The following is a 24,084-nucleotide window of genomic DNA, read 5'->3' on the forward strand; positions in this document are numbered from 1 at the left end:
GCTTCCTTCACAGCTCGTCGAGCGAGGCGGCCTGCTCGAGCTCGCGCAGGATCAGTTCCTCGACGAGGTCGGAGAGCGCGGCGACGGTGCGGGCGGACAGGACGTCGCGCGGGGTCAGTTCGACGCCGAACGTGGAGCGGGCGAGCGAGGTGACGTGCAGGCTGCGGATCGAGTCGCCGCCGAGTTCGAAGAAGTCGTCGTCGACGCCGACGCGCTCGATCTCCAGCGCCTGCGCCCAGATCATCGCGACGGCCTCCTCGGTCGGCGTGCGCGGCGCGACGTACCCGCTCTCCTGGCCGAACTCCGGCGCGGGTAGCGCGCGGCGATCCAGCTTCCCGTTGGGGCTCAACGGGAACTCGCAGAGCGGCACGATCAGCGACGGCACCATGTACGCGGGCAGGGCCGCCTCCGCGACCTCCCGCAACGCGCCGACGTCCGCGGTCGCCGGGGTCACGTAGGCCACGATCCGGTCGCCGCACGCCACCGCCGCGGCGTTGGACGCCACGGTCGCCAGCACCGCCTCGATCTCGCCCAGCTCGATCCGCAGGCCGCGGATCTTGACCTGGTGATCGGTGCGGCCCAGGTACTCGACCGTGCCGTCGGCGCGCCACTTCGCCAGGTCGCCGGTGCGGTACATGCGCGAACCTGCCGGGCCGAACGGGTCGGCGGTGAACCGGTCCGCGGTGAGCCCCGGCCTGCCGAGGTAGCCGCGGGCCAGCTGCACGCCCGCCAGGTACAGCTCGCCGGGCACCCCCGGCGGCACCGGCCGCAGGTCCGCGTCCAGCACCCGCAGCGCGGTGTTCCACACGGGCCGCCCGATGGGCACCGTCAGCGGGTCGGGCGTGGTCTCCCAGCTCGTCACGTCGACCGACGCCTCGGTCGGGCCGTAGAGGTTGTGCAGCGGCACGTCCAGCAGCTCGTGCCAGTCGCGCACCACGTCCGCGGGCAGCGCCTCACCGCTGCACAACGCCCGGCGCAGGTTCGTGCACCCCTTGGCCGCGGGCTCGCGGAGGAACGCGCGCAGCATCGACGGTACGAAGTGGACGGTCGTGATGTTCTCGCGCTGGATCAGGTCCGCGAGGTAGGCCGAGTCGCGGTGGCCCTCCGGCTTCGCCACCACGAGCGTCGCGCCGACGATCAGCGGCCAGAAGAACTCCCACACCGACACGTCGAAGCTCGCCGGGGTCTTCTGCAGCACCCGGTCCCTCGGCGTGAGCTGGTACTCGTGCTGCGTCCACAGCAGCCGGTTCACGATGCCCGCGTGCGGCACCACGACGCCCTTCGGCCGTCCTGTCGAACCGGACGTGTAGATCACGTACGCCGGGTTGTCCAGCGCGGGCACCACGTCCGGGTCGGTGTCCGGGAAGCCCGCCGCGTCGAGCGGTGAGGAGATCACGAGCACCGGGGCGGCGTCGGACAGCATGAACGCGATCCGGTCGGCGGGCAGGTCCGGGTCGATCGGCAGGTACGCCGCGCCGGACTTCAGCACGCCGAGCAGCGTGACCACGAGGTCGATCGACCTCGGCAGCGTCACCGCCACCACCCGCTCCGGACCGGCGCCCGCCGCGATCAGGCGGTGCGCCAACCGGTTCGCGCGCGCCACGAGGTCGCCGTAGCTGACCGACTCGCCCTCGAAGCGCACCGCGACGGCGTCCGGGTCGTGCGGCGTGAGCAGGTCGACCAGCGTGACGGGCGGTACCTCGTGCTCGGTGTCGTTCCACGCGGTCAGCACCTGGTGCCGCTCGACCGGGCTGAGCATCGGCACCTCGCCGACCGGGCGGTCCGCGTCGTCGACGATGCCGAGCAGCAACGCGCGCAGGTGCTCGCCGAGCCTGCGCACGGTCCGCTCGTCGAACAGCGACGGCTCGTAGCCGAGCAGGATCCGCAGCTCCGCCTCCGGGTAGACGGTGGCGCTCAACGCGAAGCTCGTCAGCTCCGCCGCCTCGACCGCGCGCAGCTTCAGCCCGTCGACCGGGTAGTTCTCGAACACCACCGCGCTGTCGAACAGGTTCACGCCACCCGCGACGCCGCTCAGCGCGTGCAGCTTGGTCAGCGGGAGGTGCTCGAACCGGCGCGAGGAGGCCTGCGCTTCCTGCACGCCGCGCAGCCACCCGGCGACCGGCGCCGCGTTGTCGACGCCGATCCGCACCGGCAGCGTGTTGATGAAGATGCCGGTGATGTCGTCGACACCGGGCAGGTCGACCGGCCTGCCGGACACCGTCGAGCCGAAGCACACGTCGTCGCGGCCGCTGTAGCGGGCGAGCAGCATCGCCCACGCGCCCTGCACGATCGTGCCCGCGGTGAGCTGCTGCCTCCGCGCGAACGCGTAGAGCGCGGCGGACTCCTCCTCGTTCAGCGAGATCCGCAGCCGCTGCGACGTCGACGCGGCGTGCTGGCAGGTCGGCTGGCGGTCGAACGGCAGCGCGGTCGGCTCGGCGAAGTCACCGAGCACGTCGCTCCAGTGCTGCTCGGCGAGGTCGTCGTCCTGGCGCCGCAACCACTCCACGTAGTCGCGGAACGGAGGCCGGTCGACCGGGCCGCCGAGCACGTCGCTCAGCACCTGGAAGACGCTCCAGCCGTCGAGCAGCACGTGGTGGAACGTCCACAGCACCTGCACCTCGGTCGCGGACAGCCTGGCGAGCGCGATCCGCATCAGCGGCGCCACCGTCAGGTCGAGGCCCAGTGCCTTGTCCTCCTCGATGAGCGCGCGCAGCCGGGTGCGGCGCTGCTCGTCGGAGACACCGGTCCAGTCGAGCTTCGTGACCGGCAGCACCGGGCCCGCGTGCACGACCTGCAGCGGTTCCGGCACGCCCTCCCACACCACGCTGCTGCGCAAGACGGGCGTGCGGTCGACGACGGCCTGCCACGACTCGGCGAGCTCGTCGACGTCGCCGTCGAGGATGAAGCTGGTCTGCTGGAAGTACACGCCGTCGGCCTGGGTGAGGCCGTGGAACACCATGCCCGCCTGCATCGGCGTGAGCGGGTAGACGTCCTCGACGTCTCCGCGCGCGATGCGGTCGCAGGCCTCCTGGTCCAGTCGCGCCAGCGGGAAGTCCGACGGCGAGCGGCCGCCTGCCTCGGGGCTCGCGCAGTGCCGGGTGATGTCGCGCAAGGCGGTCAGCATCTCGTCCGCGAGCCGCCGGACGGTGTTCCCGTCGTGCAGATCGGTGCTGTAGTACCAGGTCAGCTCCAACGCGTCCTGCTCGACGCGGCCGACGACGTCGATCGCGTGCGGGCGCGGGCTCGCCGGGTCCGCGTCGAGGTCCATGCCGCGCTGGGCGTCGTCGAACCGGCCGAGGTAGTTGAAGCCGACCTCGGGCGTGACGTCCGGCAGACCTTCGTCGGTCAGGTACCGCAGCGCGCCGTAGCCGATGCCGCGCCGGGGGATCTCGCGCAGCTGCTCCTTGACGGCCTTGAGCGTCGCGCCCCAGCCCGCCTCCGGCATCTCCAGCGCCACCGGGAACATCGTGGTGAACCAGCCGACCGTCCGGGACAGGTCGACGCCGTCGAACAGCTCCTCGCGGCCGTGGCCCTCGAGCGCGAGCAGCACCCGGCGGTCACCGGTCCAGCCGCTCAGCACGCAGCCGAGCGCCGCGAGCAGCACGTCGTTGACCTGCGTGCGGTAGACCGGCGGCACGTCCTTGAGCAGCGCGCGGGTCTCCTGCCTGGTCAGCCGCACCGAGACCGCGCGCTGCGACGCGGTCGTCCCGCTGGGGAACCGGCCACCGGTGATCCCGGCCCAGTACGCGCGCTCGTCGTCGAAGCCGCCGCGATGGGCGTGGACGGCGAGCTTGCCCGCCCAGTCCTTCAGCGACGTCGTCTTCGCGGGCAGCGACTCGCCCTGGTACGCGGTGAGCAGGTCCTCGGCCAGCACGCGCCACGAGATGCCGTCCACCACCAGGTGGTGCGCGGACAGCCGGACGCCGCGCGGGCCGAGCTGTTGGCACGTCAGCTGCGAGTGGCCGTCGAGCTCGTTGTGCTGCCGCCAGCCGGTGCCGGTCCGCTCGTACCGCATGCGCAGCGCGTCGTGGTGCTCGACGAGCTTCGCGACGGCGGCCTGAAGTCGTTGCGCGTCCACGTCTTCAGGGAAGTCGACGACGACGGACTGGTGGAACCGCTCGTGGTCGGGGTTGTTCTCGAAGAACCACCGCTGGATCGGCGTGAGCGGCACGAAGCCCGCGACCCGGTTCTGGTCGGCGGCCGGGGTCACGCAGGTCTCGACGTGCGGCGCCAGTGCGGCGATCGTCTGGTGCACGAACAGTTCCCGCGCGGTCAGCTTCAGACCGGCCTGCCGCGCCCGCGACACGACCTGGATACCGAGGATCGAGTCACCGCCGAGCGCGAAGAAGTTGTCCCGCACACCGACCTTCGGCGCGCCGAGCACCTCGGCGAACGCCGACGCCAGCACGGCCTCGACCGGCGTGCGCGGCGGCACGTACCGCACGTCCGCTGGACGTTCCTCCGGCGGCTCCGGCAGGTCGTCGCGGTCGATCACGTCGAGCACGACCCACGTCACCGGGATCATGTAGTCCGGCAGCACCTGGCCGAGCAGACCTCTGAGCAGAGCCGGGTTCACGTCGCCGGGCGTCACGTAGCCGACGAGCCTGCCGTCGAGGGCGACGACGTGCGCGTCGGCCACGTGGGGCTTCAGCGCACCTTCGACGACGGCCGGGTCGACCCGGAAGCCGCGCACCCTGGTGGTGGACTCCGCCTCGCCCGCGAAACCGGACAGGCTGATGTCCGGGTCGGCGGCGACGGCCTCGCACAGCGCGACCAGGTGGCAGGCCATCTGCTCGATCGTGTCCGGCTCGAACAGGTCCGTGTTGTACTCCAGCGCCAGCGTCAACCCGTTGTCGCGCGGCCAGAAGTCCGCGACGAGGTCGAACCGCGCGGCGTGCCGCGGCAGGTCGAACTCCTCGGCGCGCAGGCCGCCGAAGTCGGCGCTCCGCAGCAGCGGCTGCTGGAGCGCCACCGCGGCCTGCACGATCGGCGTGCGGCTCGGGTCGCGGTCCGGGCGCAGCTCCTCGACGAGCCGGTCGAACGGCACGTCGTCGTGCGCGAACGCCTCCAGCACGGTGTCGCGGACGGTGCCGAGGAACTCGGTGAAGCTGTCGCTCGGGTTGATCCACGACCGCAGCACCAGCGTGTTGACGAAGAAGCCCGCGACGCCGTCCAGCTCGGGCCTGCCCCGGCCGGAGTTGACCGTGCCGAGCGCGATGTCGCGCTGGCCGCTGCACCTCGCCATGATCACCTTGAGCGCGGCGGTGAGCGTCATGAAGAGCGTGGCGTCGTGCGCGCGGCCGACCTTCGCGAGCTGGCCGACCAGCTCGGGCGCGAGCCGGACGCGGTGGACGGCGCCGTTCGTGCCGCGCAGCGGCGGGCGGACGTGGTCGGTGCGCAGGTCGAGCGACTCGATGCCGTCGAGCTTGTGCCGCCAGTAGTCGACGCCGCCCGCGGGCTGCTCGTGCTGCCACAGCGCGAAGTCCGGGTACTGGAGCTCCGGCTCCGCGAGCACCTCGCCCGCGTACAGCGCGGCCAGCTCGGCGAAGAGCACGGAGACCGACCAGCCATCGGTGACGATGTGGTGCTGGCACAGCACGAGTACGTGGTCGTCGTGTCCCTGGGGAACGAGCAGGGCGCGGGTGAGCGGGCCCCGTGCGAGGTCGAACGGCCTGCGCAGCTCGTCGTCGATGTTCTCGACGACCGTGAGCGGCAGTTCGGCGTGCGGTGCGATCACCTGGACGTCGTCGTGGACCGTCGTGCGCAGCGCGTCGTGCCGCGCGGCGAGTGCGTTGAGCGCGTTCTGGAGCCGCGGCAGGTCCAGCTCGCCGACGAGCCGCACGGCGACCGCGGTGTTGTTGTCGATTCCCTCGGCGCCGCGCAACCGCCGTTGGGTGGACGAGAGCGGAACGGGTCGCTGTCCGTTGTGGACGTGCGGAATCCGGTCGGCGCGGGTGTCGGGCAGCACCGCGGCCAGCTGGGCGACCGTCCGGTTGTCGAAGAGCGTCCGCAGCGGCAGTCCGGGCGCGAGCAGGGCGAGCGCCTTCATGGCGAGCACGGAGTCGCCGCCCAGCTGGAAGAAGTCGTCCTCCACGCCGATCGCGTCGACGCCCAGCACCTGCCGCCACACCTCGGCGACTGCGCGCTGGGCGTCGGTCCGCGGAGCGAGGAAACCGGGGTCCTCGGTGCCCGTGAGCGGAGCGGGCAACGCCTTGCGGTCGAGCTTTCCGTTGGCGCTCAACGGGAACGCGTCGAGCGTGACGAACGCGGACGGCACCATGTGGTCGGGCAGCCTGCCGGCCACCAGCTGCCGCAGCTCGACCCGGTTCGCGTCGCCGACGACGTACGCGACGAGTCGCTTGAGCCCCTGGTCGGCGCGCGCCACGACCAGCGCCTCGCGCACGCCGGGGTGCTCGAGCAGCACGGACTCGATCTCGCCCGGCTCGATGCGGAACCCGCGGATCTTCACCTGGTGGTCGGCGCGCCCGACGAAGTGCAGCACGCCGCCCGCGTCCCGGTTCACGATGTCGCCGGTGCGGTACATGCGGGCACCGGGCGCGCCGAACGGGTTCGCCACGAACCGGGTCGCGGTGAGGCCCGGCCGGTCCAGGTACCCGCGCGCCAGGCCGATGCCCGAGACGTACAGCTCGCCCGGCGTGCCGTCGGGCACCGGGCGCAGCTCGTCGTCGAGCACGTGCGTCACCGTGCCCGGGATCGCCTTGCCGATCGGCGGAAGCCCGCCGGGGACTAGAGGTTCGCTCCAGGTGGAGACCACGGTGGACTCGGTGGGACCGTAGGCGTTGATCATGCGGCGGCCGGGTGCCCACCGGGCGACCAGCTCGGCGGAGCAGGCGTCGCCGCCGACGACGAGGGTGCGGAAGTCCGGCAGCGGCACGTCCGGGACGGTCGCCATGGCGACCGGCGGGATGAGCGCGTGCGTGACCTTGTTGTCCCTGATGACCTCGGCGAGCTGGTCGCCGAGCAGCGGGCCGATCGGCGGCACGACGAGCGCCGCGCCCGCGGGCAGCGACATGCACAGCTCCAGCACGGACGCGTCGAAGCTGGGGCAGGAGAACTCCAGCACCCGGTCACCGGGCCGCACCTGGAAGTGCTCGATCTCGGCCGCCGAGAAGTTCGCGAGCCCGGCGTGCGACACGAGCACGCCCTTGGGGCGCCCCGTGGAACCGGACGTGTAGATCACGTACGCGATGCCGGCCAGGTCGACGTCGACGACGGGGTCGGTGTCCGGGCAGCCGCTCGTGTCCACCGGGCCGTCCAGCACGAGCAGCGGCGCCGCGTCGGTGAGCATGAACTCGATGCGGTCCGCCGGGTAGGCCGGGTCGATCGGCAGGTAGGCGGCGCCCGCCTTCAGCACGGCCAGCTGGGCGACGAGGATCTCCACGGACCTCGGTAGTCGCAGCGCCACGACCCGTTCGGGGCCTGCGCCGCGGGCGATGAGCCAGTGCGCGAGCCGGTTGGCGCGGGCGTTCAGCTCGGCGAAGGTGAGCGTCTCTCGGGTGGAGATGATCGCGGGAGCGTCCGGTGTCCGGTCGACCTGGGCGCGGAAGAGTTCTGTGAGGATCATCGTCGAGGTTGCCTTTCGGAGGACAAGGCTGAAACTGGGGCGGATCAGGCGGCGGTGTGGCGGCGCGCTAGCCTGCCGCCGACCTGCAACCAGCTGATCTCCGCGTCGTGCGAATCCCGCAGGAACCGGCCGGTCTGGTTCGTCTCCCCGGTGTCAACGTCTCGCATGGCGAACACGAGGTCGTTGTAGAGAGTCAACTCGGCGAATGGCTCGCCGTCTACCACGAGGCGCAGCGGAGCATCGACACCGGGCACCACGGAATACTCCGTGTCGCCGTTGAAGAAACGTCCCATGAATTCCCGCGTGGATTCTAGGGGTTTACCTAGTTGACGAAAACCGTCGTAATCACCTATACCCAGCTCACGTGCGAACTCGCGCCACATCGTGAATCCGGTGCTGCCGTTCGTCGTGAGCGCGGCGACCGTCCCGCTTTCCGGGTGCACCCGCAGGTGGCACGACGTGCCGTCACCGGTGCCGTCGTGCCCGAGCCAGCCGCCGTCGTACAGCGCGACCCCGAGTCCCCACCCGTCGGCCATCCCGAACGGTTCGGCGCCGGGCACCGGCACCCTCATCCCGGCGAGCACGTCGTCGTCGACGAGCCCCGGCCCGAGGCCCGCGAGCAGCTTGCCGAGCGCGACGAGGTCCAGCGCGCTGGCGGCGATCGAGCCGGCGGGCGCGTCCACGAGCGTGAGCGACTGCTCGACCGGCACGACCCTGCCCGTGGCCGGGTTGACGGCGTGCCCTGGGACCGTCGCCTGGCCGCCGTCCGGCGCCACGACGAAGTGCGGATCGATGCCCAGCGGCCGCAGGAGTACCGACGACATGGCCTCCCACCAGCTCATACCCGTGACGATCTCGATCAGGTGGCCGGTGAGCACGTAGCCGCTGTTCGAGTACGAGAACCTCCGGCCGGGCTCGTGCATGGGCGCGGTCCGCCGGCACAGGTCCTGCGCGTGCCGCCGCAACGACGTCGCTCTGACCTCGTCGGGGTCCGACGGCAGGCCGCCGGTGTGGCTGAGCAGGTGGCGCGCGGTCAGCCCCTCGCTCAGCCCGGCGGGCAGGCACTCGGCGAGCGGCTCGTCGAGGTCGAGGTCCCCGTCGGACACCAGGACCATCGCGAGCGCCGCGGTGAACGTCTTGCTGATCGACCCGACCGGCACCCGTGCCTGCCCGGTCATCGGCACTCCGCCCGCGTGTTCCTGTTCTCCGAACTCGACGGCCTGGGTCCGGCCGTCCCGGTGAACCGCGAACTGCGCACCGGGAATCAGATGGTGTCGGGCGAGTTTCTCCAGCAATGGGGAGAGAAGGGAGTCATCCATGGTTCCTCGCGAGCATGTCGAACCCCCAGAGGATCAACTCATTAGGCCGTTCAGCTTCAGTCGTACGTTGTCAAACACGTATAGACGAACGGGACCGCCGAATGGAGCATACGACAGGGATTATCCAATTAAGACGTTGCTCGTCTTCGGTTGTCACAGGCTGTTCGCCGCTCTTTGGCGGGAGTTCACCTGAATGGCCGTGTTTGGACCGAAACGTCTCGTAATGCACGGCCGGCTAGGTGATATCCCGGAGAACCGTGTGCGCTGCCCGACATTGACGCGGAGTAACTGAGCGATGCTCAGTCTACAAGCAAATGTCGACTTTTCGGGATTGGGCGGAAGTGTGGAAGTTCTTTCAGTGTGTGAGTGCTTAGGGTGCCCGCTCGCCGCGCTGGTCGGCTGAGACGGGGCGCCGAAGCTAATCTTGCCGGGTGCATGGGCGGACAACCGGGTGGCGGCATCCCGCCCGGCTCGTGGTCATGGCGTTCCTCGCCGCGACCGTCGTCGGCTGGCTGCTGCTGATGCTGCCCGCGGCGGCGGAGAGCGGCAGGCCGACCGCCGCGATGACGGCGTTGTTCACCGCCGTCTCCGGCGTCACCGGCACCGGGCTCGCCGTGGTCGACACCGCGTCGCACTGGTCGGCGTTCGGTGAGGCCGTCGTGCTGCTGCTGTTCCAGATCGGCGGGTTCGGGATCATGACGCTGGCGTCGCTGCTGGCGATGCTGATCTCGAGCCGGATGGGCCTGCGCATGCAGCTCACCGTGAAGACCGAGACGAACACGCTCAACCTCGGCCAGGTGCGCCGCCTGGTCGCGGGCGTGATCCTGATCAGCCTGGCCGTCGAAGCGGTCGGCGCGATCCTGCTCGGACTGCGGTTCTGGCTCGGCTACAGCCGTTCACCCGGCCGCGCGCTGTACGAGGGCGTGTTCCACTCGGTGTCCGCGTTCAACAGCGTCGGGCTCGCGCTCTACCCGGACAACCTGATGCGGTTCGCGACGGACCCGTTCATCTGCCTGCCGATCGCGGCCGTGGCGATCACCGGCGGCCTCGGCTTCCCCGTGCTGCTGGAGCTGATGCGCAGGCGCGGGCACCGCAGGTACTCGCTGCACACCCGCATCACGGTGCCCGTCTACCTGGGCCTGATGGCGTTCGGCACGCTCGTCGTGCTCGTCGTCGAATGGGGGCGCGCAGGCACGCTCGGACCGTTCAGCGTGCCGGAGAAGCTGCTCATCGGGCTGTTCCACGGCGTCATGCCGGGGACGTCCGGGTTCAACACCGTCGACATCTCCCAGCTCCAGCCCGCCACGCTGCTGGTGAACGACGTGCTGATGTTCATCGGCGGCGGCAGCGCGGGCACCACGGGCGGCATCAGGGTCACCACGTTCGCCCTGCTGGCGTTCGTGCTGCTGGCCGAGGTGCGGGCCGAGCCGACCGTGCACGCGATGGGCAGGCGGATCGGCAACGAGGTGCAGCGGCAGGCCGTCACCGTCGCGTTGCTCGGCGTCGGCGCGGTGATGGCCGCGACCCTGATCCTGCTGGGGACCACCTCGTTCCGCCTGGACGACGTGCTGTTCGAGACGACGTCGGCGTTCGGCGGCGTCGGCATGTCGACGGGCATCACGCCGAAGCTGCCGGTGACCGGCCAGGTCGTCATCATCCTGCTGATGATCGTCGGCAGGCTGGGCCCGATCACGCTGGCCTCCGCGCTCGCGCTGCGCGAACGCACGCGGCGCTACGAACTACCCGAGGAGCGACCCATTGTCGGATAAGGCGTCCCGCGTCGTCGTGATCGGGCTGGGCCGGTTCGGCAGCTCGCTCGCGATCGAGCTCATCGCGCACGGGTCGGAGGTGCTCGGCATCGACTCCGATCCCAAACTCGTCCAGCGGCACGCCGACGAGCTGACCCACGTCGTCGTCGCCGACAGCACCGACGCCGACGTCATGCGGCAGCTCGGGGTGGACGAGTTCACCCGTGCCGTCGTCGGCATCGGCACCGACCTCGAGGCCAGCATCCTCACCACGGCGGTGCTGGTGGACTTCGAGATCCCGCACATCTGGGCCAAGGCGATCAGCCGGGAACACGGCCGGATCCTCTCCCGGATCGGCGCGCACCACGTGGTGCTGCCCGAGCACGAGATGGGGGAGCGGGTCGCGCACCTGGTGACCGGCCGGATGCTCGACTTCATCGAGTTCGAGGACGACTACGCCATGATCAAGACCCGGCCGCCGGGCGAGGCGCTGGGCCGTTCGCTCGGGGTGTCGCGGCTGCGGGCGAAGTACGGCGTCACGGTCGTCGGCGTGAAGCGGCCCGGCGAGGGGTTCACGTACGCGACCGTCGACACCGTGGTCAATCCCGGTGACGTGCTGATCGTGGCCGGCAGGACCGGCGAGGTGGAGCGGTTCGCGGACCTCCCCTAGTGTGCATTGAAGATCAATGCATCGGAGGCCGTGTGCGCAGGCGTGACTTCCTGAAGACCCCGGCGGTGGGTGTCGCCCTTTCGGCGCCCCTGTTCTCGGCCGGGTCCCGGTTGAGAGTCACCGGCACCACCGTCGAGTACGCCGACGCGTTGCTGGGCACGGATGTCGAACGGCCGCGCCTGTCGTGGGTGCTGGCCGCCGACGGGACCGGTGTGCGGCAGACCGCGTACGAGATCGAGGTCGACGGGTGGTCGTCCGGGAAGGTCGACTCCGGGGAGACCGTCGGCATCGCTTACGGCGGACCGGCTCTGCGGCCGCGCACCCGGTACCACTGGCGGGTTCGCGTGTGGGACGGCGACGGGTGCGCGTCGGAGTGGAGCGAGCGGAGCTGGTGGGAGACCGGCCTGCTCGGCGCCCCGTGGCAGGCGCGCTGGATCGGCGCGGCCGACGCGTCGCCCTCCCTGGCTGGCGCGTCGTGGATCTGGTCGGGCGACCCGGTGGGAACGCGCTGGTTCCGCGGGGTCGTGACAGTTCCTGACAACGTTGTCACCCTGGTCGCGACAGCGGATGACGACTTCACGCTGTTCGTCGACGGACGTGAGGTGCTGCGCTCACCCGAGACGGCCGACGGGTGGAAGATCGGCCGCCGGGCGGAGGTCACCGGTGGCCGGCTCGTGGTGGCCGCGCGCGTCACGAACCGGGCGGGCAACGGCGGTTTCCTGCTGCGGCTGGGGAACTCGCCGGTGACCGGCTGGAAGGCGTCGGCGACAGAAGTGCCCGGCTGGGAGCAACCGGGCTTCGACGACGGCGCGTGGCCCGAGGCGACCGTGCTGCACCCGTACGGGCAGGGGCCGTGGGGGAGCGGCGTCACCGTCGAGGAGGATCCGGGACCGTTGCTGCGCAAGGAGTTCGTCCTCGCGAAGCCGGTGTCCCGCGCCCGGTTGTACATCAGCGGCATGGCGTACCACGAGACCGAGATCAACGGGCTGCGCGTCGGCGACCGGGTGCTGGAGCCGGGGTTCACCGACTACGACCGGACCGTCCTGTACTCGGTGCACGACGTCACCTCGTCGCTGCGGCCCGGCGGGAACGCGATCGGGGTCGCGCTCGGCCGCGGGTTCTACGGCATGCGCACGCCGAACGTGTTCGGCTGGGAAAGGCCGTCGTGGCACGGCGAACCGCGACTGCTGGCCCAGTTGGAGATCAGTCACCCGGACGGCACGACGACCACCGTCGCGTCGGACGGGACGTGGCGCGTCACCGCCGGGCCGACCCGGTCGAACTCCCTGTACACCGGCGAGACGTACGACGCGCGGCTGGCGCCGAGCGGGTGGACGTCACCGGGGTTCGACGATCGGGAGTGGGAGCCGGTCGTGCCTATGGCGGCACCGAAAGGTGTTGTGCGGGCACAGGAACACGAACCGATCCGGGTGGTCGAGACGGTCACCCCGGCCGGGGTGAGCGAGCCGAGTCCCGGTGTGGTCGTGGCGGACATGGGCCGCACGATGTCCGGCTGGACCCGGATCACGGTCGACGCCCCGGCGGGCACGGTCGTCCGGCTGCTGCACGGCGAGACGCTCAACCCGGACGGCACGGTGCGGATGGCCAACCGCTACGTCACCGGGCCGCGGCAGCAGCTCGACGAGTACGTCTGCGGTGGTGCGAGGGAAACGTGGGAGCCGCGGTTCTCCTACAAGGGCTTCCGGTACGTCCAGGTCACCGGTGCGCGTCCGGTCGAGCTGGCGGGCCGGGTGGTGCACAGCGACGTGCGGAAGGTCAGCGCGTTCCGCTGCTCGGAGCCGCTGTTCGAGCGCTACGACGCCGCGATGCGCCGGACCGTGACGAACAACCTGCACGACATCCCCACCGACACCCCGGTGTTCGAGAAGAACGGCTGGACCGGTGACGCGCAGCTCGGCGCGCCGTCGATGCTCGCCGAGTTCGGCATGGCGCGGTTCCTCACCAAGTGGATCGGCGACCTCGCGGACAGCCAGGAGCAGTCCGGGCAGCTGCCGCTGATCGTCCCGAGTGGAGGGTGGGGCGGCAAGGAGATGTCGCCCGCGCCCGAGTGGACGACCGTGTACCCCTTCCTGCTCAGGGAGATGTACCGGGTGTACGCCGACACCCGCGTCGCCGAGCGGCACTGGCCCGCGCTCGTGCGCTACCTCGACTGGGAGATCGCCCGGCTGCGCGACGGGCTCGCGGTGACCGCGCTCGGCGACTACCACCCGCCCGGCGTGCCGGGCGTCCCGCCGGAGGACACCCGGCTCACCGCCACCACCTACCTGTACCGGGGCCTGGTGCTCACCGCCGAACTGGGGGAAGTGATCGGGAAGACCACGCGGTACCGCTCGGTCGCCGACGGGCTGCTGAAGACGTTCAACGCCACCTTCCTCGACCCGTCCGGCCACTACCGCACCGCGAAGGACCCCGGCTACCGGCAGACGTCCAACGCGGTGCCGCTGGCGTTCGGGATGGTCCCGCCGGGATCGGTGGCCGCCGTCGCCGGACGGCTCGCCGACGAGCTGAAGGCGCGCGGCAACCGGCTCGACGTCGGCTGCCTCGGCGCGCACGTGCTGCTGCAAGCTCTGTCCGACAACGGGTACGCGGACCTCGCGCACGCCGTCGCGGCCGAGCGGGCGCACCCGAGCTGGGGCTACTGGTTCGACAACGGCGCCGACACGATGTGGGAGATGTGGGACACCGCGACCAGGTCGCGCAACCACTACTACAAGGGCACGGTCGTGGAGTGGCTCTACACCAGGATCGCCGGGCTGCGACCGGGTGACGCGGGCTTCCGCACGTTCACCGTCCGTCCCGAGATCACGAAGGTGTCGTGGGCGCGGATGGATTTCGAGTCCGTGCGCGGCCGCATCTCGGTGGCTTGGTCCGTTGTGGACGGACGAATGCGCCTCACCGTCGAGGTGCCGGTCGGTTCGACGGCGGAGATCCACGTGCCGGGTTCGACTGAAGCCCCGGCCGGTGCTCGACACCTGAGGACCGACCGGGGCTATCACGTGTTCAGCGCCCCGCAGGGCCGCTGGACCTTCGGCTAGGAGCAGGCGAGGACGGGGGCCTGCGGGCGGCCGCCGCCGTTGAGGTCGGCGAGGCCGACGCCGCTCAGGCCGAGGATCGCCTGCGCGGTGGCACGCGGTGCGGTGGCCGGGTTGAAGCCGGACGCGTCGTGGGCGACGGCGCCCCGGTCGGCTGCCGGGCCGGTGCAGCCGACCTGGAGCGAACGCAGGAACGCGCGGCCCTTGGCCGCCGCGGCCGGGCGGTGCTTCGCGAGTGCCTCCGCGGCGAGACCGGTGCTGTTGGCGTTCGTCGGGCCGTTGGCGACGGCGCGGAAACCGCCGTCGGCCTGCTGCTGCGTGACGAGCCACGCGACGCCCTCACGCGCGTCGGTCGCCCGGCCGGTCGCGAAGAGCGCCTGCACGACCATCGCGGTCGAGTCCACGTCGCTGGTGCAGGTGGCCTGGCCGAAGTTCAGCGGGAAACCGCCGTCGGCGCACTGCGTGCCCGCGAGGAACGTGACGGCCGGCGCGGGTGCACCGGCCTGGGTGCGGTCGAGCGCGAGCAGTGCCAGCGACTGGGTGAACGCGTTGCTGAAGTCGCCGAAGTCCGAGCGGTCGGAGAACCGGCCGGACGGGGTGAGCAGGCCGCGCAGGCCGGCGGGCAGGTCGACGCCGCCGAACGACGCGGGGTTCTTGTGCTTGACCAGTGCGGCCAGCATCAGCTTGGCGTGCGCACCGGCGTAGGCCTCGGTGCCGCTGCCGACGTAGCCGGTCGTGATCTCCGGCCTGGCCAGCCAGGTGATCGCCTTCTCGGCATTGGCGTCCGACACCCGCGCCGACGCGAACGCGAAGATCGCGTCGATCGTCAGGCCCTGGTCGGGGAACTTCTCGCCGCCGAAGTCCGCCTCGAAGCGTTCACCGTCGACCAGCTGGCGCGCGAGCCAGCCCGCGGCGGCCTCGGCCCGGTTGTGGGTTCCGGCGACCGCGGGTGCGGCCAGGCCGGTCGAGATGCCGCACAGCACGGCGACAGCGAGCACGAACCGTCTCATGAGACTTCCTCCCCCTCGGCCGCTCCGACGCGGCCGGACCGCATCAGGCTAACCACAAGATCCACTGCCCCGCGGTCGTGAGATCCGCCACGTGGAAACGTTGTGGCCAGGGTGAATGGGGGTCGGAGAGCCCAGATCTTGGTGTTAGTCTCACTTCGCCGCCCGTGACGGGGAAGCCGGTCGAAGTCCGGCACTGTCGCGCAACCGTGGGTCACTCATGTGACGAGTCGGGTCACCGCACGGGTGGATCACGAAGTCAGACCACTGCCGCGAGAGCAGGGGTGACGTTCGGCGCACGCGCCGGTCTCTCCTCCGAGCCGCAAAGGAGGAGAACGTGAACCACACCCGGCGCAGGCACGTCGCAGCGCTGTCGTCCGTCGTCAGCATCGGCCTGGTCGTGGCCGTGGTGGCCGGTACGGCCTCGGCGGCGAGCGACCGCGTGGCGGCGAGGTCCAACTCCCAGTGGCTGGCGAAGCAGCTCAAACCCGACGGCACGCTCGAGAACCCGAACGGCGGGACGCTGCCCGACCACGGGTTGATGATCGACACGCTGTTCGCGCTGCACGCGTCGGGTGACGGCGCGCTGGCCGCGCCGATCGCGGGCTTCCTCGACGAGGGCGGCCACGCGACCGACTACTTCACCTGGGACGGGCTCGTCCCCGGCGAGGGTTACGAGGCGATCATCGTCGGCGGTGCCGCCGCCAAGGTCCTGGTCGCGGCCGAGGTGTCCGGGCACGACCCGCGTTCCTTCGACGGCTACGACATGGTCGCCGAGACCAAGGCCGCGATCATGCGCTCCGGCCCGGACAAGGGCCGGGTCAGCGACTACACGAAGAACCCGGACTTCGCGGACTTCGTCAGCAACAACGCCAACATGTTCGGCCAGGCGCTCGGCGTCATCGGGCTGGCCGCGGCGGGCGAGAACGACCAGCTCGCGATCGACAAGCTGATCACCCAGCAGTGCTCGGAAGGCTACTTCCGGATCTTCTTCGGGCTCATCCCCACCGACGAGACGGGCGACCACGTCACCCCGAACGGCCAGAAGATCTCCACGTGCGACGAGGGCAAGCCGTTCGGCCAGTCAACGCCGGACGGCGACGCGACGGGACTCGCGCTGTCCGCGCTGGTCGCCGCCCGTTCCGCGGGTGCTCCCGGCCTCGACGCGCCGATCGCGCGCACCGTCGCGTGGCTGAAGGCGAACCAGACCGCGAGCGGCGGGTGGGGTGGTGGCGTCGGCACCGAGGCGGCCAACACCAACAGCACCGGGCTGATCGCGCAGGCGCTCGCGGACGCCGGTGGGTCCGGCGCCGAGGTGGACCGGGGCGTCGGGTTCCTCAAGTCGGCGCAGGCCAACGCGGCCGCGGACGCCGGAAACGCGCTCGCTGGTCACATCGGTGCCATCGCGTACAACCCCGACTCCTACCTCGCCGGGCGGACCAGCGGGATCACCGCGCTCGACCCGTGGATCCGGGCGAGCGCGCAGGCCTCGCTCGGGCTCTCGCAGGTCGGGTTCTTCGCGCTGGCCAAGGGAGAGATCCCAGGGGACCCGTCCTCGACGACCGGCACGACGTCGACCACCACGACCACCACGACAACGACGACGATCCCGCCTGGGCCGCCGACGACCACCACGCCGACGACGACCACCGCACCGACCACGACCACGACCACGACCACGAGTCCGGAGGTCGTCCCGAACGCGCAGGGCGAGGCGCCCGGCAACGCCACGTCACCACCGCGCACGGTCGTGCGCACGGTGGTGCTGCCGCCGCCGACGAACAAGGCGCAGCCCGCCACGCCGACGCCCGCGTCGCGCCTCGGCGCGTACCTGGCGAACCAGCTCCTGGGCGGCGACCACGTCGAGGTCACGCAGGACGGCAAGACCTTCGTCGACTACGACGCCACGGCCGAACTCGTGCTCGCGTTGCGCGCACTGGGTGAGCAGCCGACGGCCGTCGAGCGCGCGTCGAAGTTCCTGCTGACCCCGGAGTCGGTCAAGGCGTACGCGCACGGCGCGCCGTACGAGACGGGCGCGGCGTCCTACGCGGAACCGCTCGCGAAGCTGCTGATCGTCGCGAGGTTCGCGGCCGCGGACGAGGCCGCGAAGCAGCTGCACGACGACCTGACCGCGTTGCGCGGCCCGGACGGGAAGTTCACCGACAAGGGCTCGTTCGGCGACGCGGACAACACGGTGCGCAGGCACGCGTGGATCGCGATGGCGACCACCGACAGCACCGCGATCGACCTGCTGACCAAGCACCAGTGCGACGACGGGACGTTCCCCGCCGAGCTCACCACGGACAAGTGCGCGTCCGGCGACACCGCCGCGACCGCGGCCGCCGTGCTGGCGCTGAACAGCGGGCCGCGCACCGATGACCCACCCGCCACCGAATGGCCGGACGCCTGGTCGGAGCATCGCGCGACCGCACTCGTGGCGGCTGCGGCCGCGCTCACCGCGAGGACCGACGGCAAGGGCCTCATCACCGGTGACGTCGCGCTGAGCTCGGCCGTCGCGGGCGCCCGTCAGTTCGCCGGACTCGACGCCAGCGCCACCGCGCGCTCGCTCGGCGAGCTGGTGCCCGCCACCGGCGGCGTGCCGAACGCGGACGGCAGGGCCGATCTCTTCACCAGCCTGGCCGTCGCGTCCGGTGTCGCGGGCCGGTCGTGGGCGAGCGCGACCGGGTCGCCGGTCTCGCCGGTCGTGCGGCTGCCGCTGGCCGCGCACAAGGCGGAGCAGGCCGCGCAGGAGCCGCAACCGGTGCAGGCGCGGGCGCTGGCGGTCCACTGGCCCGCGTTGCTCATCGGGCTCGGCGGGATCGTGCTCGTCATCGCGCTGGGGCTCGTCGCGGGACGGGTTGTCGCGAGGAACAAGGGGGTAGCACCATGAGAAGGGCACTGTCCGTCGCGTCCGTCCTCATCGGACTGATGGTCGCGGCGACACCGCAGGCGTCCGCTGTCGACCAGGCGTTGGGGTACGCGGGGATCTGCACCGGCGCGGACGCGCTGACCGGCACCACCGTCGTGATCGACTTCCAGGAGCTCGACGGCAACGGCGGCGTCGCGGCGCCGACCATCACCCGCTGCTCGCCGAACGCCAGCCCCGGTACGAACCGCACGGGCATCAAGGCGTTGCAGGACGCGGGCATCGCGGTGACGGGTGTCGCGCAGTGGGGGCTCGGTTTCGTGTGCAGGCTGGAGAACCGGCCGTCGTCCACCGAGGTGATCCGGCGCGCGAGCAACCCGAACTACAAGGAGGCCTGCGTGCGCACGCCGCCGGCCGAGGCGTACTGGAGCTACTGGCACGCTGACGGCGCGGGCACCACGTGGACGTACAGCAACTTCGGCGCGTTGAACCGCAATGCGATCCCCGGTGGTTTCGAGGGCTGGTCGTTCTCGCTGAACAAGACCGCGACCACGAACCCGCCGCCCCGCGTCACGCCGCGGAACCCGGCCGTCAACCCGTGAGTCGAGTCCTGTGCGCGGTGGCCTTCCTGGTGTTGGCCACCGCGCCTCCCGCGCACGCGATCGACCAGAGCAAGGGCCACCCCGGCTACTGCAGGGACGGCACCGGCGTCACCGTCGTCGTCGACTTCCAGCAGCTGGGCGGCACGACGATCGTGCGGTGCAACCCGCAGACCACGCGCGGCACCGGCCTGGACGCGTTGAAGGGCGCGGGTTTCCAGATCGCGGGCGTGCAGCGCTGGGGCGAGGCGTTCATCTGCCGCGTCGAGAACCGGCCTTCGGCGACCGAGGAGCTCCCGGTCAAGGGGCGTGACCGCTACCGGGAGATGTGCGTCGACACGCCACCGGCCGCGGCCTACTGGTCGTACTGGCACGCGGGCAACAACTGCGGCTGGGAATACAGCCAGTGGGGTGTGAAGAACCGCGACTTCAGCGCCGGTGGTTTCGAGGGCTGGTCGTTCTCGCTGAACGCGGGGGCGGACACGAACCCGCAGCCGCGGATCGCGCCCGTCCGGCCGGGCACCGAAGGCGGCGGGTGCAACGCGAAAGAAGAGCCTCCGCCGGTGTCCAACGACCTGAACGAGAAGCAGCCCGTGCAGGGCAGGCAACCTGGTGAGCAGCAGCGGCAACAGACCGAGGACACGTCCGCGCCGCAGCCGGGCAGTCCGACGTCGGCCGCGCTGCCACCACCGAAGCCGCGGCCGAGCGCGTCGGCCAGGCCGTCCGCGCCGAACCCGGCGGACAACGTGAAGTTCACCGGCGGCGAGGACGCCGAGGACGTCACCGTCGCGATCCAGCGGCAGTCCGGCGCCAGCGACTACGCGCCGTGGGTCGCGGGCGCCGGCGTGCTGGCGCTGGGTGCGGGGGCGTTCTTCGTCGGACGAAGGCGCAAGCGCGCGCAGGAGTCCTGATGGCCCGGTACTTCCTGCCGCGCGACCTGCACCCGGCCGCGTGGTGGGTGTGGGCGCTCGGCCTGTCGGTGGCGGCCACGCGGACGACGAACCCGTGGCTGCTGCTGATGATCGTGGCGGTCGCCGGGTACGTGGTGGTCGCGCGGCGCACGGACGCGCCGTGGGCGATGGCGTTCCGGATGTACCTCTACCTCGGCGCGGTCATCGTGTGCGTGCGGGTGTTCTTCCGGCTCGTGTTCGGTGGCGCCGAGGGGTCGACGATCATCCTGCGGCTGCCGGAGATCCCGCTGCCCGCGTGGGCGGCGGGCATCCGGTTGCTCGGTGACGTGTCCGCGGAGTCGTTGCTGGGCGGGCTGTACGACGGTCTGCGCCTCGCGACGATGGTGATCTGCCTCGGTGCCGCGAACGCGCTGGCCAACCCGAAGCGGCTGCTCAAGGCCATGCCGCCCGCGCTGTACGAGGTGGGCACGGCGGTGATCGTCGCGCTGTCGGTGTTCCCGCAGCTCGCCGAGAGCGTGCTGCGGGTGCGCCGGGCGCGCAAGCTGCGCGGTGGCGCGAGCGGGAAGCGCGTCGCCGCGCTGCACGCGATCATCATCCCGGTGCTCGAGGACGCGCTGTCGCGGTCGTTGCAGCTGGCCGCGTCGATGGACTCGCGCGGCTACGGCCGGGCGGGACTGGTCGAGGCGCGCGCCCGGCTGCTCACCGGTGCCCTGATGATCGTCGGACTGATCGGCGTGTGCGTCGGCGTCTACGCCACTTTGGACGGTTCGACGCCGCGTTTCCTCGCCGCACCAGTGCTTTCCTCCGGCGTCCTGGTCGCGCTGGCCGGGTTCCGGCTGGCTGGCCGCCGCGTGCGGCGCACCCGGTACCGGCCGGACCGCTGGCACCTGCCCGAACTGGTGGTCGCCGCGAGCGGCATCGGTGTCGCCGCGGTCATGTTCGTGACGTCCACGGTGAACCCGATGAACCTCAACCCGTCGCTGATCACGCTGTCGTGGCCCGCGTTGTCGTGGTCGCCGCTCCTCGGCGTGCTGCTCGGCGTGATCCCCGCCGTGCTCACCCCGCTGCCCGCGTCACCGCACGTCCCCGCCGAGAAGGTCGCCGCATGATCGAACTGGACCACGTCAGCTTCACCTATCACGGGCAGACCGAGCCGGTGCTGTCCGATGTGACGCTGTCCATCGGCGAGGGCGAGCTGGTGCTGTTCGCCGGCCAGACCGGTGCGGGCAAGTCGACGTTGCTCGGCACGATCAACGGCCTCGTCCCGCACTTCACCGGCGGCCACCTGGAAGGCACCGTCTCGGTCGACGGCGAGACCACGCGTTCCCGCCCACCACGCGAGTTCGCCCACCTCGTCGGCGTGGTCGGCCAGGACCCGCTGGCCGGGTTCGTGACGGACACCGTCGAGGACGAGCTGGCGTACGGGATGGAACAGCTCGGCCTGGCGCCGCAGGTGATGCGCCGCCGCGTCGAGGAGACGCTCGACCTGCTCGGCATCGCGGAGCTGCGCGGCCGGGCGCTGCGCACGTTGTCCGGCGGCCAGCAGCAGCGCGTCGCGATCGGGTCGGTCCTGACGACGCACCCGAAGGTGCTGGTGCTGGACGAGCCGACGTCCGCGCTCGACCCGATCGCGGCCGAGGAGGTGCTGGCCACGCTGGCCCGCTTGGTGGAGGACCTGGGGACGACGGTGCTGATGGCCGAGCACCGGATGGAACGCGTGATCCCGTTCGCCGACCGGATGATCTACGTGCCCGGCACCGGCGGTGTCGTGGACGGCACGCCCGCCGAGGTGCTGCGGGACACCCCGATCGCGCCGCCGATCGTGCAGCTGGGCAGGCTCGCCGGCTGGGACCCGCTGCCGATGTCCGTGCGCGACGCGCGTCGTGCGGCCGGCTCGCTGCGTTCTTCACTCGGCTCCGCGCCGTCGCGGCCGGTTGGGGCCGGCCCGGTGTTGCTGAGCAGCTCCGACGTCGTGGTGCGGTACGGGCCGAAGGTCGCCGTGCGGGCGGTGTCGCTCGACCTGTGCGCGGGGTCGGTGCTCGCGATGATGGGGCGCAACGGGTCCGGCAAGTCGTCGCTGCTGTGGGCGTTGCAGGGCTCCGGTCCGCGGCGGGGTGGGACCGTGCGGGTCGACGACACGGACCCCAAGTCGCTGGACAGCGCGCGGGCCCGCAAGCTCGTCGGGATGGTGCCGCAGACCGCCAGTGATCTCCTCTACCTGCAGACGGTCGCGGACGAGTGCGCCGCCGCCGACGTCGAATCCGGTGCCACGCCGGGGTTCTGCAGTTCGCTGCTCGACCGGCTGGCGCCGGGGATCTCGCGTTCCGCGCACCCGCGTGACCTGTCCGAGGGGCAACGGCTGGCGCTCGTGCTCGCGGTCCAGCTGTCCGCCGCGCCGCGGATCATGCTGCTCGACGAGCCGACCCGCGGCCTGGACTACACGGCGAAAGCGGCACTGGCGACCATGATCACCGACCTGGCGGCGGAGGGCCGGGCGGTAGTCGTGGCGACGCACGACGTCGAGTTCGTCGCGTCGGTCGCGGACCGGGTCGTGGTCATGGCCGAGGGCGAGATCGTCTCGGACGGCCCGACCGGCGAGGTGCTGGGCGGCTCGCCCGCGTTCGCCACCCAGGTCGCCAAGATCATGGGGGAGTCGTGGTTGACCGTGGACGACGTGCGTTCTGCGCTGCCGCAGGTGGTCCGGTGAGGGCGCCGTCGGTGGTGCGGCTAGGCCCGCGCTCGGCCGCGGTGCTGGGCCTGGCGTCGCTGGCCGGCCTGATGATGTTCGTGTGGCCGCTGCTGGTGCGCGTCGAACCGCAGTCGATGCAGCACGGCCCGGACGCGCCGTTCGTGTTCATCGGGATCCTGCCGATCCTGATCATCGTGGTGCTGGCCGAGCTGTCCGAGGGCGGCATGGACTCGAAGGCGCTCGCGATGCTCGGCGTGCTGTCGGCGGTGAACGCGGCGCTGCGGCCGCTGGGTGCGGGGACCGCGGGCATCGAGACGGTGTTCTTCATGCTCGTGCTGTCCGGGCGGGTGTTCGGCGCGGGCTTCGGTTTCGTGCTGGGCTGCACGTCGCTGTTCGCGTCGGCACTCCTCACCGCCGGTGTGGGCCCGTGGCTGCCGTTCCAGATGATGGCGTCGGCGTGGATCGGCATGGGCGCCGGTCTGCTGCCGCGGCGGGTGCGCGGCAAGGCCGAGATCGCGATGCTCGTCGGGTACGGGATCGTGGTGGCGTACCTGTTCGGGTTCATGATGAACCTGTGGTTCTGGCCGTTCATCACCGACGCCGAGGTGCCGTACCACGACGGCCACATCTCGTACGTGCCCGGTGATCCGGTGCTGGAGAATCTGCACCGGTTCGCGGTGTTCACCCTGCTGACGTCGACCGCGGGCTGGGACACCGGCCGCGCGATCACCAACACCATCGCGATCCTGGTGCTCGGCCCGGCTGTGCTGGCCACGTTGCGCCGCGCGTCGCGGCGCGCCTCGTTCGGTGCGGTGGCGACGTTCGATCAGGACCTGCGGGCCACCGCGCTCAAGTAGTTGATGTGGCCGTAGAACTCGCCCTCGTCCGACCGGCGCCGTGCCTCGGACTTGAGCGCGGCGGCCATGTCGCCGCTGATGCGCCCGGCGCTGTGCAACGCGTCCGCGCCGCGGTCGATGACCGCGAGCAGGTACCCGCCGGACGACGGCGCCTCGACGTAGCTGTGGCCGCGCAGCCGGATGTCGCCGAACCCCGCGTCGCGCAGCAGCACCGGTAGCTTCCGCGCGAGCCACGGGTCGTGGATCAGGTTCTCGGCGCACGCGTCCGCGCACGCCTGCAGCGGGTCGTTCGGGCTGTGCGCGACGCTGACCGTCACGTAGTCACCGTCGAACACGGCGAGCGTTCCGCCCGGCCTGAGCAGCCTGCGCGCCTCGGCCAGCGCCTCGTCCGGCGAGGGGATGTGGCACAGCGTGGTGTGGAAGACGACCACGTCGAACGAGTCGTCCTCCAGCGGCACCTCACGCCCGTCGCCGAGGACGAACGTGAGGTTCGGCAGGTCCCGTGCCAGTTCGCGCGCCTTCTCGACGAAGAGGGGCGACGGGTCGACACCGACCACCTCACCCACGCCGGGCAGCGCGGCGAGCGTCCGCGCGACCGGGCCGGTGCCGCACCCGATCTCGGCCACGCGGGCGCTCGGCGGAAAGTCCACATCGGACAGATACGCCGTGCGCATCTCTTGCTGCTGCGGGTCTGCTGCCCGCAGCTCGAGTATCCCGGCCAGCTGCTCGACCACGGCTGCGTCGGCCTGGCTGATGGTGGCGTAGACGTCCGGCACGACC

Annotated in this window: 12 protein-coding genes and 1 pseudogene; 9 read left to right on the forward strand and 4 right to left on the reverse strand. The window is 71.4% G+C overall.

Annotation, left to right across the window (positions count from 1 at the left end; all coding sequences use genetic code 11):
* Positions 1-7 precede the first annotated feature (7 nt).
* A pseudogene (locus FKR81_RS19130) lies at positions 8-7,579 on the reverse strand (amino acid adenylation domain-containing protein); the annotation flags it as partial.
* A 50-nt stretch (positions 7,580-7,629) separates the two neighbouring features.
* Entirely contained in the window at positions 7,630-8,904 is a 1,275-nt protein-coding gene (locus FKR81_RS19135; protein ID WP_146353444.1) for a serine hydrolase domain-containing protein, read from the reverse strand.
* A gap of 431 nt (positions 8,905-9,335) precedes the next feature.
* Between FKR81_RS19135 and FKR81_RS19140 the strand changes: the two genes are divergently transcribed.
* The 3 genes from FKR81_RS19140 to FKR81_RS19150 are packed head-to-tail and all read left to right on the forward strand — an operon-like array spanning position 9,336 to position 14,378.
* Positions 9,336-10,673, forward strand: a complete 1,338-nt coding sequence (locus FKR81_RS19140; protein ID WP_268891571.1) for a TrkH family potassium uptake protein — start codon at positions 9,336-9,338, stop codon at positions 10,671-10,673.
* Positions 10,663-11,322: a potassium channel family protein gene (locus FKR81_RS19145; RefSeq protein ID WP_235921636.1), complete on the forward strand. Its 660-nt coding sequence runs from the start codon at positions 10,663-10,665 to the stop codon at positions 11,320-11,322. Before FKR81_RS19140 ends, FKR81_RS19145 begins: the two co-directional genes overlap by 11 nt.
* 32 nt (positions 11,323-11,354) lie before the next feature.
* Complete coding sequence (locus FKR81_RS19150; protein WP_235921637.1) at positions 11,355-14,378, forward strand: family 78 glycoside hydrolase catalytic domain; 3,024 nt, start codon at positions 11,355-11,357, stop codon at positions 14,376-14,378.
* Here the strand turns inward: FKR81_RS19150 and FKR81_RS19155 are convergent.
* Positions 14,375-15,385 carry a prenyltransferase/squalene oxidase repeat-containing protein gene (locus tag FKR81_RS19155; RefSeq protein WP_146353446.1) on the reverse strand — a complete coding sequence of 337 codons (1,011 nt, stop codon included), beginning with the start codon at positions 15,383-15,385 and terminating at the stop codon, positions 14,375-14,377. The genes FKR81_RS19150 and FKR81_RS19155 overlap by 4 nt on opposite strands.
* 334 nt (positions 15,386-15,719) lie before the next feature.
* Here FKR81_RS19155 and FKR81_RS19160 point away from each other — a divergent pair, with 334 nt between their 5' ends.
* Genes FKR81_RS19160 through FKR81_RS19185 form a run of 6 tightly spaced genes read left to right on the forward strand, consistent with a single transcriptional unit; the run spans position 15,720 to position 23,304 of the window.
* Positions 15,720-18,272, forward strand: coding sequence for a hypothetical protein (locus FKR81_RS19160; RefSeq protein WP_146353447.1), 2,553 nt, complete (start codon positions 15,720-15,722; stop codon positions 18,270-18,272).
* The gene (locus tag FKR81_RS19165; RefSeq protein WP_146353448.1) at positions 18,269-18,850 is read left to right on the forward strand and encodes a flagellar hook-length control protein FliK; all 582 of its coding nucleotides are present in this window, start codon (positions 18,269-18,271) and stop codon (positions 18,848-18,850) included. The genes FKR81_RS19160 and FKR81_RS19165 overlap by 4 nt, the downstream gene beginning before the upstream one ends.
* Positions 18,847-19,758 (forward strand): ABC transporter substrate-binding protein, encoded by a 912-nt coding sequence (locus FKR81_RS19170; protein ID WP_146353449.1) that lies wholly within the window; start codon positions 18,847-18,849, stop codon positions 19,756-19,758. Before FKR81_RS19165 ends, FKR81_RS19170 begins: the two co-directional genes overlap by 4 nt.
* Positions 19,758-20,867, forward strand: a complete 1,110-nt coding sequence (locus tag FKR81_RS19175; RefSeq protein WP_146353450.1) for an energy-coupling factor transporter transmembrane component T — start codon at positions 19,758-19,760, stop codon at positions 20,865-20,867. Before FKR81_RS19170 ends, FKR81_RS19175 begins: the two co-directional genes overlap by 1 nt.
* On the forward strand, positions 20,864-22,465 hold the full coding sequence (locus FKR81_RS19180; protein ID WP_146353451.1) for an ABC transporter ATP-binding protein: 1,602 nt from the start codon (positions 20,864-20,866) through the stop codon (positions 22,463-22,465). Before FKR81_RS19175 ends, FKR81_RS19180 begins: the two co-directional genes overlap by 4 nt.
* Positions 22,462-23,304, forward strand: a complete 843-nt coding sequence (locus tag FKR81_RS19185; protein ID WP_146353452.1) for an ECF transporter S component family protein — start codon at positions 22,462-22,464, stop codon at positions 23,302-23,304. Before FKR81_RS19180 ends, FKR81_RS19185 begins: the two co-directional genes overlap by 4 nt.
* Here the strand turns inward: FKR81_RS19185 and FKR81_RS19190 are convergent.
* Complete coding sequence (locus FKR81_RS19190) at positions 23,274-24,080, reverse strand: methyltransferase domain-containing protein (RefSeq protein WP_146353453.1); 807 nt, start codon at positions 24,078-24,080, stop codon at positions 23,274-23,276. The genes FKR81_RS19185 and FKR81_RS19190 overlap by 31 nt on opposite strands.
* Positions 24,081-24,084: the final 4 nt, after the last annotated feature.

It is taken from the genome of Lentzea tibetensis (assembly GCF_007845675.1).
Lineage (GTDB): Bacteria > Actinomycetota > Actinomycetes > Mycobacteriales > Pseudonocardiaceae > Lentzea > Lentzea tibetensis.